Genomic DNA, 14,139 nt, shown 5'->3' with positions numbered 1-14,139 from the left:
GTCAGCCCTTGGTGAGGTCCGGGCCTGCCGTGACCGGCGGGGCGTCGGCGACCGGCACCTTGTCGTTGCCGACGAAGTTGAACTTCGCCGTCTTGCCCTCGCCCTCGACGTCCACGACCACGATGTGACCGGACCGCAGCTCGCCGAAGAGGATCTTCTCCGAGAGCACGTCCTCGATCTCGCGCTGGATCGTGCGGCGCAGCGGGCGCGCACCCAGGATCGGGTCGTAGCCGCGCTTCGCGAGCAGGGACTTCGCCGCGGGCGTGAGCTCCAGGCCCATGTCGCGGTCCTTGAGGCGGTCGTCCACCTTGGCGGCCATGAGGTCGACGATCTGGATGATGTCTTCCTCGGACAGCTGGTGGAACACCACGATGTCGTCGACGCGGTTGAGGAACTCGGGACGGAAGTGCTGCTTGAGCTCCTCGCCGACCTTGTTCTTCATCCGCTCGTACCCGCTGGCGATGTCGCCCTGGGCGGCGAAGCCCAGGTTGAAGCCCTTGGAGATGTCGCGGGTGCCGAGGTTGGTGGTCATGATGATGACCGTGTTCTTGAAGTCCACCACCCGGCCCTGGGAGTCGGTCAGGCGACCGTCCTCCAGGATCTGCAGCAGCGAGTTGAAGATGTCCGGGTGGGCCTTCTCGACCTCGTCGAAGAGGACGACCGAGAACGGCTTGCGGCGCACCTTCTCGGTCAGCTGGCCGCCCTCCTCGTACCCGACGTAGCCGGGAGGCGAGCCGAACAGCCGCGAGACGGTGTGCTTCTCGCTGAACTCGGACATGTCGAGCTGGATCAGCGCGTCCTCGTCGCCGAAGAGGAACTCCGCCAGCGTCTTGCTGAGCTCGGTCTTACCGACACCACTCGGCCCGGCGAAGATGAACGAGCCGCCGGGGCGCTTGGGGTCCTTGAGGCCCGCACGGGTGCGCCGGATGGCCTGCGAGAGCGCCTTGATGGCGTCCTTCTGGCCGATGACGCGCTTGTGCAGCTCGTCCTCCATGCGCAGCAGGCGGGAGGACTCCTCCTCGGTGAGCTTGAAGACCGGGATTCCGGTCGCCGTGGCCAGGACCTCGGCGATCAGCTCCTCGTCGACCTCGGCGACGACGTCCATGTCGCCGGCCTTCCACTCCTTCTCCCGCTTGGCCTTGGCCTGCAGGAGCTGCTTCTCCTTGTCGCGGAGGGAGGCGGCCTTCTCGAAGTCCTGCGCGTCGATCGCGGACTCCTTGTCCCGGCGGACGTCGGCGATCTTCTCGTCGAACTCGCGCAGGTCCGGCGGCGCGGTCATGCGGCGGATGCGCATGCGCGAGCCGGCCTCGTCGATGAGGTCGATGGCCTTGTCCGGCAGGAAGCGGTCCGAGATGTAACGGTCCGCCAGGGTCGCCGCGGCGACCAGGGCCGCGTCGGTGATCGAGACCCGGTGGTGCGCCTCGTAGCGGTCGCGGAGGCCCTTGAGGATCTCGATGGTGTGCTTGAGCGAGGGCTCGGCGACCTGGATCGGCTGGAAGCGGCGCTCCAGCGCGGCATCCTTCTCCAGGTGCTTGCGGTACTCGTCGAGCGTGGTGGCGCCGATGGTCTGGAGCTCACCACGGGCCAGCATCGGCTTCAGGATCGAAGCCGCGTCGATGGCGCCCTCGGCGGCACCCGCACCCACCAGGGTGTGGATCTCGTCGATGAAGAGGATGATGTCGCCGCGGGTGCGGATCTCCTTGAGCACCTTCTTCAGGCGCTCCTCGAAGTCACCGCGGTAGCGGGAACCGGCGACGAGCGCGCCCAGGTCGAGCGTGTAGAGCTGCTTGTCCTTGATCGTCTCCGGGACCTCGCCCTTGACGATCGCCTGGGCCAGGCCCTCCACGACGGCGGTCTTGCCGACGCCGGGCTCGCCGATCAGCACCGGGTTGTTCTTGGTGCGGCGGGACAGCACCTGCATGACCCGCTCGATCTCCTTCTCGCGCCCGATCACCGGGTCGAGCTTGGCCTCGCGGGCGGCCTGGGTGAGGTTGCGGCCGAACTGGTCCAGGACCAGGGACGTCGAGGGGGTGCCCTCGGCGGGGCCGCCGGCCGTGGCCGACTCCTTGCCGCCGCCCTGGTAGCCGGACAGCAGCTGGATGACCTGCTGCCGGACCCGGTTCAGGTCGGCGCCGAGCTTCACGAGGACCTGGGCGGCGACACCCTCGCCCTCGCGGATGAGACCCAGCAGGATGTGCTCGGTCCCGATGTAGTTGTGGCCCAGCTGGAGCGCCTCGCGGAGCGAGAGCTCCAGGACCTTCTTCGCCCGAGGAGTGAAGGGGATGTGGCCGGACGGGGCCTGCTGCCCCTGTCCGATGATCTCCTCAACCTGCTGGCGAACCGCCTCAAGAGAAATCCCGAGGCTCTCCAGGGCCTTAGCGGCGACACCCTCACCCTCGTGGATCAAGCCCAGGAGGATGTGCTCGGTGCCGATGTAGTTGTGGTTGAGCATCCGGGCTTCTTCCTGAGCCAGGACGACAACCCGCCGCGCGCGGTCGGTGAACCTCTCGAACATCGTTAATCGCTCCTCAGAGCGGTCGGGCAGTGAGGGGTCGGTCCCCTCCCTGTCCTTCCGCATGCTAGTCCCGGAGGCCGGAGCAGCTCACTTCAACCGCCGACACCCCGCCGCCGCGCAATGCTCGCGACCGCAGACAATGACTCCAACCGAATGCTGCGGGATGGTGTTCCCGCAGGCCAGGCAGATCCACCCGGAAACGCTACGCCGACGGCGAACGCTTCCCCCGACACGCCGCGGAACTTTGCCCGCAAGCTCCTCACATGGGCATTCATACCCGTTGTCCCGGGCATTCCATACCGCTTTCAGAGCATCGGGTGTTCGCCTACCGAGAAGTGGGACGATCGGCGCGATCGGGCCTCGTGACGCTGCGCGTCGGATGTGACGCTCTGCGTAACCGGAGCCACCTGTCACGAGTTGGTCTGGATGTGACCGCCCATCAGCTCGTGGACACAGCCGTCGTCGACACAGCTCTCTTTGGCGCGGCTTCGGCCGCCTCCGCCGCGACGGCGGAGGCGGCGCCCGTCGACCAGGTAGCACGAACGGAAGCGTGCGACCTGGTCGACGCGCCCCTGGACGCCGGGCTGGCGGCCCTGGAGCACATGCGCCGACGGGGTCGGCGCATGGGTCCGGTGGCCGTCAGCGGCGACCGGCTCCTGGTGCTGCTCGCACCGGGCAGCGCCGAGGAGGTGCCCCGGCTGCTGCACTGGCTCGGCTGGGGCCACCTGGACGGCGTTCTCCGGGCCCGTACGGGTACGGCGGAGCTGGAGGCGCTCCTTCCCCGTCAGCACGGGGACAGCCGGCCCTCCGGCCTGGATCTGCGGACCCAGGAGCTCCCCCGGATGCTGGACACCTTCGCGGACGCCTGCGCCCGCGCCCAGCTGGACCGCTCGATCAGCCGTTCGCCTTCTCGTAGGCCTCACGGACGTGACTCGGCACGCGGCCACGGTCGTTGACGTCGAGGCCCTGGTCCTTGGCCCAGGCCCGGATCTTCGCCGTGTCGGGGTTTCCGCCGACCGGGCGGGGTGCCCGGCCGCGGCCCCGGCCGCCGGTCAGGCGACCGCTCTGCTTGCGACCCTTGTCGGTGTACGGGGCGAGCAGCTCGCGCAGCTTGCCCGCGTTCGTGTGCGTGAGGTCGATCTCGTAGGCAACCCCGTCGAGGGCAAACGTCACTGTCTCGTCTGCCTCTCCGCCCTCGAGATCGTCGACAAGAAGGACCTGGACCTTCTGCGCCACGGGCTTCCCTTTCCTCAAAAGCATGGATTACTTGTAGGAAAGGAAACCCTCTTTCCGCGAAAAATTCAAACCCTCTGCGTGGGAGGCATCGGCGAAGCATCCGCGGGGGAGACCGAAGGGCGACTGAGGCGAACACGCCAGCCCCACCGAGTCGCCACTGCCGAGTCGCCTCAGAGGTGCAAGAGCATGCGGCTGTTGCCCAAGGTGTTGGGCTTGACGCGTTCCAGATCGAGGAACTCGGCAACACCTTCGTCGTAGCTGCGCAAGAGCTCCTCGTAGACACTGCCGTCGACCGGAGTGGACTCGATCTCGACGAAGCCGTGTTTGCTGAAGAAGTCGACTTCAAACGTCAGGCAGAAAATTCGGCGCACACCGATCCATCGGGCCGTCTCCGTCAACTTCTCCAGAAGGCGGTGGCCGATGCCGGTACCCCGGCAGGAGAGGTCGACTGCGAGGGTGCGGACCTCGGCGAGATCCTCCCACATCACGTGCAGTGCCCCGCACGCGACGACCTCCGCGTTGTCGTCCCGTTCCGCGACCCAGAACTCCTGGAGCGACTCGAACAGGGTGACCGTCGGCTTGTTCAGCAGGATCCGATCACGCGCATAGCCGTCGACCAGTCTGCGGATCGCCTGTACATCGCTGGTCCGCGCACGGCGGATCGTGACCTCCATGGCAGGACGCTATCGCGTCGTGGCGTCCGGCGGCTCATGGATATCGGCGGAGGGCTGTTCGGCAGTCTCTTCGGCGGCCTCTTCGGCAGTCTGTTCGGTGGAGTGTTCCGCGGACGGAGGCGCGGCGACGCGCAATGCGTCCCGCAACGCCTCCTGTTGTTCCGGAGACATCATCCCGAAGAAGTGGACCAGAGCCGCCGCCGGGTTGTCGCTCGTCGCCCAGGCGTCGTTCATCAACGCGGCGGTATAAGCCTCGCGCGAGGAGACCGGCTCGTATCGAAAGGCACGGCCTTCCTGTTCCCGGCGAAGCCAGCCCTTCTGGAAGAGCTTGTCCATCACGGTCATCACCGTGGTGTAGGCGAGCTCGCGTTCCCTGAGGAGATCCTCCAGCACCTCGCGAACGGTCACCGGGCGGTTCCACTGCCATACCCGGGTCATCACCTCGTTCTCGAGTTCACCGAGTTGGCGCACCATCGCGGATCTCTTCCCATGCGGCCGACGGAAACCCCAGCGGGCCCCTGACAGTGCAAATATCACCTTTGCGGTACAAAGACATTGTGCCGCGCCAGACCGGCTGAAAAGGCGCAACCAGGGAATCCGGCCGGGATCAGTCCCGCGTCGGGTCAGTCCTGGGCGGTCCGCTGCGTCGGGGCAGCCGCCCGTACGGAGGCGAGCGTGAGCGCCTCGGCGGCCACATCCTCCTTGGCGGCGTTGGCGCCGCCCTGGTTGCGGAACAGGGCGCGGATCACGAGACCGAAGAAGACGGCCATCACCACGGGCGGCGTCAGTGCCTCGATGTACTGCATGGTTCCGGACCGCCTCAGCTGGATACGGGTAACTGTCCGGAAAAAGGCTAACCCCGGCCCCCTCGGGTATCGGGGACCGGGGTCGGCGCTGCGCCGTCCGCTACTGCTGGGTGTCCGGCTTCACCAGCGGGAAGAGCAGGGTCTCCCGGATGTTCTTGCCCGTCAGCAGCATGATCAGGCGGTCCACACCCATGCCGAGGCCACCGGTCGGGGGCATCGCGTACTCCAGGGCCCGAAGGAAGTCCTCGTCCAGTTGCATGGCGTCGACGTCGCCCCCGGCCGCGAGCAGGGACTGGGCGGTGAGGCGGGCGCGCTGCTCCACCGGGTCGACCAGCTCGGAGTAGCCCGTGCCGATCTCCGTGCCGAAGATCATGAGGTCCCACTTCTCGGCGACGCCGGGGTTGCTCCGGTGCCGACGGGTCAGCGGGGAGACCTCGGTCGGGTAGTCCCGAATGAAGGTCGGCTTGATCGCGTCCTCTTCCAGCAGTCGCTCGACCATCTCCAGGACGATCTGGCCGTGGCCCCACTTCTGCTCGAAGGGCACACCGGCCGCGTCGGCGAGCTTGCGCAGCTCCTCGACGGTGGTGTCCGGAGTGATCTCCGTGCCGAGCTTCTCCGAGATCCCGCCGTAGACGGTGACCTCGGCCCAGGGCTCGGCGAGGTCGATCTCGTGCTCGACGCCCTGCGGGTCGACGCCACGGATCACGGTCGTACCGAGGGCGTCCCTGGCGGCGTTGACGATCGTCGCGCGGATCGTCTCGGCCTGGGTGTTGTAGTCGCCGTACGCCTCGTACGACTCCAGCATGGTGAACTCGGGGTTGTGCGTGGAGTCCGCGCCCTCGTTGCGGAAGTTGCGGTTGATCTCGAAGATCTTCTCCGCGCCGCCGACCGCCAGCCGCTTGAGGTAGAGCTCGGGGGCGATGCGCATGAAGAGGTCGATGCCGTAGGCGTTGATGTGCGTCTTGAACGGTCGCGCGTTCGCGCCGCCGTGGACCGGCTGCATCATCGGGGTCTCGACCTCGGTGAAGCCCCGCTCCTCGTAGGTGCGGCGAATCGAGCGGACCACCTTGCTGCGCAGGTACAGCATCTCCCGCGCCTCGGGGTTGACGATCAGGTCCACATAGCGCTGGCGGACCCGGGCCTCGGGGTCGGTCAGGCCCTTGTGCTTGTCGGGCAGCGGGCGCAGGCACTTGGCCGTGAGCTCCCAGCGGTCCACCATGATCGACAGCTCGCCGCGCTTGGACGTGATGACCTCACCCTCGACGCCGACGTGGTCGCCCAGGTCGATGTCGGACTTCCAGGCCGCGAGACGCTCCTCGCCGAGCCGGTCCAGGGACAGCATCACCTGCAGGTCGGCGGTGCCGTCGCGGAGGGTGGCGAAGCACAGCTTGCCGCCGGTACGGCTGAGCACGACCCTGCCGGTCACCCCGGCGCGGTCGCCGGTGGCGTGGTCGACCTCCAGGTCAGGGTAGGCGGCGCGCAGGTCGGCGAGGGTCGTCGTGCGCGGGAAGCCGACCGGGTACGGGTCGACGCCGGCGGCGCGCAGGCGCTCCATCTTCTCGCGGCGTACCCGCATCTGCTCGGGGAGGTCGTCGGACGCGGGCGCGGGCGCGGGGGTCTGATCAGTCACCCCACCAGGGTATCGAGCGCGCGGAGGTCTCCCGCCACCTGTTTAAGACCGACCGGTCCAGGCGGCTCTGACCGGACAGGGGCGGCCGGTACGTCTCCGTACCGGCCGCCCCTGGTCAGCGCGCGGGCGTCAGCTGTGGCTGCTCGCCCTGCGGCGGCGGGCGAAGAGGACCGCGCCCGCGCCGAGGGCCACGGCGGCCGCGCCGCCGAGCGCGATCGGGGTCGCGGCGCTGCCGCCACCGGTCTGCGCCAGGCCACCGCCGCCGGAGGTCGGCGAGGCGGAGGAGCCGGGCTGCGCCGAGGTGGACGGCGAGGCCGTCGGGGTGGCCGTGGAGCCGACCGCCTTGGTCGCCGTGACGTGGAAGGCCGCGATGTCGTTCGCCGGGTTGTCGTCGCCCTTGCCGGCGACGGCGATCACCATGCCCTCGGCTCGGTCCAGCACCTGCGTCGGCTTCAGGCCGAACCGGAAGCTCGCGCTCTGGCCGGGCTGGAGCACCCGGTCCACGAGGCAGACGTAGGCGCTTCCGGGGTCGAGGACGGGCGTCGGGTCGTTCGGCCGGGCCTGGGCACTGCGGAACCGCGCCTCCAGTCGACCGGTCGGGTCGCTCGCAGCGCTGCTGCTGCGGCTGTTGGTCAGGCCGAGGCCGAGCGACTGGCAGCCCTGGGGCACGCTGGTGACGGTGACACCCTTGGGCAGGGCGACGAGTACGTCGGCGGTGTCGCTCTTGGACGGCGCGCCGGGGATGGCCTGGGTCGGGAGCGTCCCGGCGTTCCGTACTCCGGCGGTCCACCAGGCCTGCCGGCCCACGGTGCCCTTCACGTCGCCGGCCACGGCCGCGACATCGCTGACCTGCCCCGTGCTGATCGCGGAGATCGCGACGTTGTTGCCGTAGTCGATGTCCCCGACCAGGGACTTGGTCGTGGCCGGGGCCGGGACCAGCAGCAGCTTGCCGCCGGTGCCCTGACGGCCCGTGGGGGTCTGCTTGTCCAGCTCGCCCCCGGTGACGTCGAAACCGTACTCGACGTAGCCCTTGGTGGCCTGCTGGGTGGCGGTCACCACCGCCGGTGCGGAGGGCTGCAGGATCTCGCCCGGGTGCACCACGACGTCGTCGAAGCGGCAGAGCACGCCGGTGCGCTCGGCGACCGGGGTGGCGCTGTCGCCGACACCGTACTGGCAGTTGCTGTAGTTGCCGCCGACCGCGAAGTCGAACCCACCGGAGTCGGCCGCGGTGTCGAGGTACATGACCACGCCCTTGGCGTCGCGGTCGCCCTTGTTGCTCACCTGCGGGGTGTAACCGACGCTGCCGCCGGGCTTCACCGACAGGGCGCCGAGCTGACCCACCGCCAGGTCGGGGCCGTCGCCGATGACGACGGGAGTGGTCTGGACAGCGCCGTCCTGGGGGTCCTCGATCCCGTTGGCCGCGGTGACCTTGTAACTGAGGCTGCCGGTCGCACCTACGGCGGCGCTCGCCGTGGCGCGGATACCCAGGTTGAGCTGGCCGAACAGGCCGACCGTGCCGAGCGAGCAACTGGCGTGCAGATGCGCCGGGTCGGTGAAGGTGCAGGACTGGGGCAGCGACAGCTCCGCGACCGGGGCGAGCTTCGTCGCGTCCAGCGCGATGGTGACCCCGGTCAGCGAGCCGGTGGGGTCCTCGTTGAGGATGACCGGGGTGATCGTGCGGAAGGCCGTTCCCGAGACTCCCGCGGACTGCGGCAGCAGGGTCTGCGCCGGCGGTGCGATGAAGCTGAACGGCACCGGGTCCGCGGCCTGGGCGGGGGCCGTGGAGAGGGCGACGGATATGACGGTGGCTGCCGCCGCGGCAGCCCCCACTCGGACGATCCCGCGCGGGCGCAGGTGTGCCATGGAGTGATCCCCTGTGGAGGAAGTGTAGTGATCACGGATCAAATCACCACGGGGAGGCTGCCGCCAGCGGTCTTGGACGGCGGACCGCGGACTTGTTCTGCTTTGGCCGTTTGTAGGGGCAGGTCGGTTTCTTGACCGACTCTCACCTGACACCCGACCGTGACCTGCGGTCGCCGTTCAGCCCGTGCCCGTCGCCAGCTCGGAGTCCTCGCCGACACCGGGCCGGACCCCGCGGGGCCACAGGTCACCGGGGGTGGGGATGGGACGGGAAGGACGCCCGCTGTCCTTGACCGGGGATACCGGGGTCTGCGGAGCCTTGGGTGCCCTGGGCGTGGATTCGCCGTCCTTGCCCGCCGGGTCCGAGGGGCGGGGGGCGGAGTCGAACGGGGCCATGGGGATCGGTCCTCCACGTCGGGTCGAAAGGGAGCGGGGGTACCCCGTGGCTGCCGGGGCGGCAGGCCGGGGCTGGTCTCGCAGGCGAGGTGGCCGGGCGAACTCAGCCACGTTGTCGGTGCGGTCGGCGCCTCCGCCGCCCCGCGCGGGCGGCAGCGGAGGGCGTGGCGGCAGCGGAGGCGCCGCCAGGGCCGGCCGGGACACCGGAGCACGCGCGGGAACGGGGGCGGGCGCGGGCACGCAGGCGGGTGCTGCGGCCACGGCCGGTCGGGGCGGCGGCGCGTCCAGCCGGCGCCGCGCGGCGGCTTCCGCGAGTTCTCCGCAGTGCGACCGCATGCGCATCCTGCGGGCCCGTTCCGCCGGTGCGCACGGCAGGGCGGTCAGCGAGCGCAGCGCGGTCAGGTCGTCGGCGTCGGGCACGTAGCCGTCCGCAAGGGCCTCCTGCAACCGCTCCAGGTAGCCGGCGGAGCTGCCCGGCAGGGCCAGCCGGTAGCGGGCGAGGTCGGCCAGGGCGAAGGCGCGCATCCGGCCGGCCTCGTTCACCGCCTCGTCGATGGACTCGGCGAGACGCAGGACGTCCTGGACGTCCTCGGCCCATGCGCCGTGCGCCCAGTCGCGCTCGGGGAGAGCTATGGGGAGGGCTGCGGGGAGCCGGGTCTGAGTGCGGGTCAGGGCGGGGCGGGGGGCGAGGGCCGGGACCAGGCTCGGCGCTCGGCCCGGGGTTTGGTCCGGGGCCTGGTTCGGGGGGTGCAGGACCTGGGCGAGGGCGCGCCGCAGCACCCGCAGCTCGTCCGCGCTGAAGGCCATTCCGCCGCGAGACCCGTGAGGCGTAGGCATGTGATGACTCTACGTATGAAACAGAGAAAATCGGATGAACCACGCCATAACGGGCGAGTCTTGTCAGCCCGCTGTGTTCCGCTCGTACACCAGCCGCAGGCCGATCAGCGTCAGCCACGGCTCGTGGACGTCGATGCAGCTGGCCTCTCCCAGCACCAGTGGGGCGAGGCCACCGGTGGCGATGACATGCACCTCGTCCGGGTCGGTCGCCAACTCGGCCGCCATCCGATTGACCACCCCGTCGACCTGCCCGGCGAAGCCGTACAGGATGCCGGACTGCATCGCCTCGACGGTGTTCTTGCCGATGACGTTGCGCGGACGGACGATCTCGATCTTCCGCAGTTGCGCGCCGCGCGCGCCCAGCGCGTCCACGGAGATCTCGATGCCGGGCGCGATGGCTCCGCCGACGTAGTCGCCGCGCTCGTTCACAGCGTCGAAGGTGGTGGCCGTGCCGAAGTCGACCACGATGCAGGGGCCGCCGTAGAGGTGCTTCGCGGCGAGGGTGTTGACGATGCGGTCCGCGCCCACCTCCTTCGGGTTGTCGGTGAGGACGTGGACACCGGTCTTCACGCCGGGCTCCACGAGGACGGCCGGAACGTCCCCGTAGTAGCGACGGGTCACCTCGCGGAGCTCGTGCAGGACCGAGGGAACGGTGGAGCAGATCGCCAGGCCGTCGACCGTGTCCTCGCCCAGCGCGGGGTGGGCGCCCATCAGCCCCTGCATCAGCACAGCCGTCTCGTCGGCGGTACGGCGCGGGTCGGTGGACACCCGCCAGTGCTCCACGATCTCCTCGCCGTCGAACAGGCCGAGGACGGTGTGGGTGTTGCCGACGTCGATCGTGAGCAGCATGGGGGTTGGTGGCTCTCTTGGAGAAGGGGGTCCCGGTTGGAGCGGTCGGAGGACTATCCGCGCAGGTCCAGACCGATGTCAAGGATCGGCGAGGAGTGGGTGAGAGCACCCACCGCCAGGTAGTCGACGCCGGTGGCGGCGACCTCGCGGGCGGTGTCCAGGGTGAGACCGCCCGAGGACTCCAGCTTGGCTCGCCCGGCGACCAGCGCGACGGCCTCGCGCAGCTCGGGGACGGTGAAGTTGTCGAGCAGGATCAGGTCCGCGCCCGCCTCCAGCACCGGCGGGATCTGGTCCAGGCGGTCGACCTCGACCTCGACGGACAGCTCCGGGTACGCGGCGCGCACGGCCTTGAACGCCTCGGCCACTCCCCCCGCCGCGACCACGTGGTTGTCCTTGACCAGGGCCGCGTCGGACAACGCCATGCGGTGGTTGGCGCCACCGCCGCAACGCACCGCGTACTTCTGCAGTGCGCGCAGGCCCGGCGTCGTCTTGCGGGTGTCGCGGACGACCGCGCCGGTGCCGTCGACGGCGTCGGCCCAGGCCCGGGTGGCCGTGGCGATGCCGGAGAGGTGGCAGAGCAGGTTGAGGGCGCTGCGCTCGGCGGTCAGCAGATCGCGGGTGCGGGTGGTGACGCTGAGCAGTACCTGCCCGGCCTCGACCCGGTCGCCGTCCTCGACGTGGCGCTCGACGCTGAACTCCTCCTCGGCGACGAGGGAGACGACGGCCTCGGCGACGCGCAGGCCGGCGACGACCCCGGCCTGACGGGCGGTGAAGTCGGCGGTGGCCACGGCCTCCTCGGGGACGGTGGCGACCGAGGTGACGTCCTCGCCACCGGCCAGGTCCTCAGCGAGGGCGAGGGTGGCGATGTCCTCGACCTCGACGGGGTCGAGCCCGGCCTGCTCCAGAAGTGCGGCGAGCTGCGGGTCGAGGCCGGTCTCGTAAGCGTCGTCGCCGCAGGCGCAGCCTTCGCCGCAGCCGCCTCCGGCGAGTTCGAGCTCCACGTGGTCGTGCGCGGTCACTGCTGCTCCTCGGTGGTGGGGGTGGTCGGGGTGGTACGGGGCCCGCCGGTCCGGTCGACGCCGTAGTCGGGGACGGTGGTCAGTGTGTCCTCGGCCATGCGGCTGACGAGGTGGCAGCGCCACGCTGCGTCGTCGCGGTCGGGGAAGTCCTCGCGCCAGTGGCAGCCGCGGGTCTCCTCGCGGAGGCGCGCGGCGGCGGTGAGTGCGGTGGCGACCAGGTGCAGGTTGGTCGCCTCCCAGGTCTCGACCTGCGGGGGCTCGCCCTTGCCCTGCTCCTCCGAGCCGGTTGCCCCGTTGCCGCCGGTGTGCTGGGCGAGCAGCGCCGCCAGGCCCTGGGCGGCCGCGGCCATGCTCTTGGCGCTGCGCAGCACGCCCACACCGCGGGTCATCTGCCGCTGGATCTCCGCGCGGGCCTCCGGCGCGAGCAGCGGGACCCGCTGGACCTCACGTGACACATCCTCGTGACGGGGGGTCAGCCTGCCCGCCGCGTCCCGCTCCAGGATGTCGGCGGCGATGCGCTCGGCGAAGACCAGGCCCTCCAGCAGGGAGTTGGAGGCGAGCCGGTTGGCTCCGTGGACACCGGTGCAGGCGACCTCGCCGCAGGCGTAGAGGCCGGAGACGGAGGTGTGCCCGCGCAGGTCGGTGAGCACCCCGCCGGAGGCGTAGTGGGCCGCGGGGGCGACCGGGATGAGCTGGGTGACGGGGTCGATGCCGTGCGAGCGGCAGGAGGCGAGGATGGTGGGGAAGCGTTCCTCCCACATCCGCTCGCCGAAGTGGCGGCCGTCCAGGTACATGTGCTCCGCGCCGGTCTCGCGCATCCGGCGCATGATGCCCTTGGCGACGATGTCGCGCGGTGCGAGTTCGGCGAGCTCGTGCTGTCCGACCATGAACCGGACCTCGTCCGCGTCGACCAGGTACGCACCCTCGCCGCGCACGGCCTCGGAGATCAGCGGCTGCTGCCCCTCCGCGTCCGGACCGAGCCAGAGCACGGTGGGGTGGAACTGGACGAACTCCAGGTCGGTGACCTCGGCCCCGGCGCGCAGCGCGAGGGCGACGCCGTCGCCGGTGGACACCGCGGGGTTGGTCGTCGCGGAGAACACCTGGCCCATGCCGCCGGTGGCGAGGACGACCGCGCGGGCGTGCACGGCGCCGACGCCGTCGCGCTGGCCCTCGCCCATCACGTGCAGGGTCAGCCCGGCGGTGCGGCCCTTGACGTCGGTCAACAGGTCGAGGACCAGCGCGTGCTCGATGAGCTCGACCCCGGCGTCGGCCCGTACCGCCTCGACCAGGGCTCGGGAGATCTCAGCGCCGGTGGCGTCGCCGCCCGCGTGGGCGATCCGGCGGCGGTGGTGGCCGCCCTCGCGGGTGAGGAGTATCGCGCCGTCGGCGTCCTTGTCGAAGGCCGCGCCGGTGGCGATGAGGCGGCGGACGGCCTCGGGGCCCTCGGTCACCAGGACCCGCACTGCCGTCTCGTCGCACAGGCCGGCACCGGCGACGAGAGTGTCGTCGAGGTGCTGCTCGGGGGTGTCGCCCTCGCCGAGCGCGGCGGCGATGCCGCCCTGCGCCCAGCGGGTCGAGCCGTCGTCCAGCATGGCCTTGGTGACGACGAGCACCCGCAGCCCGGCCGCGCGCAGGCGCAGCGCGGTGGTGAGTCCGGCGACGCCGGAACCGACGACGACGACGTCGGTCGCGGCGGTCCAGCCGGGGGCCGGGGCAGCGAGCCGGGTCACTGGGGTCATGCTTCGCTCCGTGCGTACGGGGGCGCGCTGAGGGCCGCGCCGTCGACGTCACCGTACGCCTGCACGGCTATCGCACGGGAATCCGTATACCCGGAGACGAGCCCACTGCCTGCGGGCGCATGGGCGGCGTCGCCGCCCAGGTGGGTGATCCGGTTGTCGCCGTCCACGAACACCACGCGCGGCTGGTAGGTCCGCGCCTCGGCGTCGTCGAGCTGGGCGTAGGCGATGAGGATCACCAGGTCACCGGGGTGGACCAGGCGCGCGGCAGCGCCGTTGATGCCGATGATGCCGGTGCCGCGCTCCCCCGCGATGGTGTAGGTCTCCAACCGGTTGCCGTTGTCGATGTCGACGATGTGGACGAGCTCCCCGGGGAGCAGGTCGGCGGCGTCGAGCAGGTCCTGGTCCACGGTGACCGAGCCGACGTAGTGCAGGTCGGCCTGGGTGACCGTGGCCCGGTGGATCTTGGACTTGAGCATGGTGCGCAGCATGGTCACGCCTCCTGTGTGAAGTGCATGCCTGGAACGGGGACTGTCGGGAACGGCAGATCGGTAACGTCGGGAACGTCTCGGGAACGTCGG

The 14,139-nt window shown here is 70.4% G+C and carries 13 protein-coding genes; 1 reads left to right on the top strand and 12 read right to left on the bottom strand.

The window, feature by feature from the left end; all coding sequences use genetic code 11:
- Position 1 precedes the first annotated feature (1 nt).
- A complete protein-coding gene (locus ABIA33_RS00475) occupies positions 2-2,515 on the bottom strand; it encodes an ATP-dependent Clp protease ATP-binding subunit (protein WP_370075654.1) in 2,514 nt (837 codons plus the stop codon).
- 428 nt (positions 2,516-2,943) lie between these two features.
- On the opposite strand from ABIA33_RS00475, the gene ABIA33_RS00470 reads away from it, so the two are divergent.
- Positions 2,944-3,471 carry a hypothetical protein gene (locus tag ABIA33_RS00470; protein WP_370075652.1) on the top strand — a complete coding sequence of 176 codons (528 nt, stop codon included), beginning with the start codon at positions 2,944-2,946 and terminating at the stop codon, positions 3,469-3,471.
- Here the strand turns inward: ABIA33_RS00470 and ABIA33_RS00465 are convergent.
- From ABIA33_RS00465 to panD, 11 genes are all read right to left on the bottom strand, one after another.
- Positions 3,410-3,751 carry an Lsr2 family protein gene (locus ABIA33_RS00465; protein WP_370075650.1) on the bottom strand — a complete coding sequence of 114 codons (342 nt, stop codon included), beginning with the start codon at positions 3,749-3,751 and terminating at the stop codon, positions 3,410-3,412. The genes ABIA33_RS00470 and ABIA33_RS00465 overlap by 62 nt on opposite strands.
- 170 nt (positions 3,752-3,921) lie before the next feature.
- Entirely contained in the window at positions 3,922-4,425 is a 504-nt protein-coding gene (locus ABIA33_RS00460; protein ID WP_370075648.1) for an amino-acid N-acetyltransferase, read from the bottom strand.
- A 9-nt stretch (positions 4,426-4,434) separates the two neighbouring features.
- Positions 4,435-4,899, bottom strand: coding sequence for a BlaI/MecI/CopY family transcriptional regulator (locus ABIA33_RS00455; RefSeq protein ID WP_370075646.1), 465 nt, complete (start codon positions 4,897-4,899; stop codon positions 4,435-4,437).
- 149 nt (positions 4,900-5,048) lie between these two features.
- On the bottom strand, positions 5,049-5,231 hold the full coding sequence (locus ABIA33_RS00450; RefSeq protein ID WP_370075644.1) for a hypothetical protein: 183 nt from the start codon (positions 5,229-5,231) through the stop codon (positions 5,049-5,051).
- A gap of 100 nt (positions 5,232-5,331) precedes the next feature.
- Positions 5,332-6,861 carry a bifunctional lysylphosphatidylglycerol synthetase/lysine--tRNA ligase LysX gene (gene lysX / locus ABIA33_RS00445; protein WP_370075642.1) on the bottom strand — a complete coding sequence of 510 codons (1,530 nt, stop codon included), beginning with the start codon at positions 6,859-6,861 and terminating at the stop codon, positions 5,332-5,334.
- 129 nt (positions 6,862-6,990) lie between these two features.
- Entirely contained in the window at positions 6,991-8,724 is a 1,734-nt protein-coding gene (locus tag ABIA33_RS00440; RefSeq protein ID WP_370075640.1) for an LPXTG cell wall anchor domain-containing protein, read from the bottom strand.
- 177 nt (positions 8,725-8,901) lie between these two features.
- Complete coding sequence (locus ABIA33_RS00435) at positions 8,902-9,954, bottom strand: hypothetical protein (protein WP_370076242.1); 1,053 nt, start codon at positions 9,952-9,954, stop codon at positions 8,902-8,904.
- 63 nt (positions 9,955-10,017) lie between these two features.
- Positions 10,018-10,803 (bottom strand): type III pantothenate kinase, encoded by a 786-nt coding sequence (locus tag ABIA33_RS00430; protein WP_370075638.1) that lies wholly within the window; start codon positions 10,801-10,803, stop codon positions 10,018-10,020.
- A gap of 53 nt (positions 10,804-10,856) precedes the next feature.
- Positions 10,857-11,822: a carboxylating nicotinate-nucleotide diphosphorylase gene (gene nadC, locus ABIA33_RS00425; protein WP_370075636.1), complete on the bottom strand. Its 966-nt coding sequence runs from the start codon at positions 11,820-11,822 to the stop codon at positions 10,857-10,859.
- On the bottom strand, positions 11,819-13,561 hold the full coding sequence (locus tag ABIA33_RS00420; protein ID WP_370075634.1) for an L-aspartate oxidase: 1,743 nt from the start codon (positions 13,559-13,561) through the stop codon (positions 11,819-11,821). The genes nadC and ABIA33_RS00420 overlap by 4 nt, the downstream gene beginning before the upstream one ends.
- Entirely contained in the window at positions 13,558-14,049 is a 492-nt protein-coding gene (gene panD, locus ABIA33_RS00415; protein ID WP_370075632.1) for an aspartate 1-decarboxylase, read from the bottom strand. The genes ABIA33_RS00420 and panD overlap by 4 nt, the downstream gene beginning before the upstream one ends.
- Between the last annotated feature and the right edge of the window lie 90 nt (positions 14,050-14,139).

This window comes from Streptacidiphilus sp. MAP12-16 (genome assembly GCF_041262165.1).
GTDB lineage: Bacteria > Actinomycetota > Actinomycetes > Streptomycetales > Streptomycetaceae > Streptacidiphilus.
This window is presented reverse-complemented; position numbering and strand designations above follow the sequence as displayed.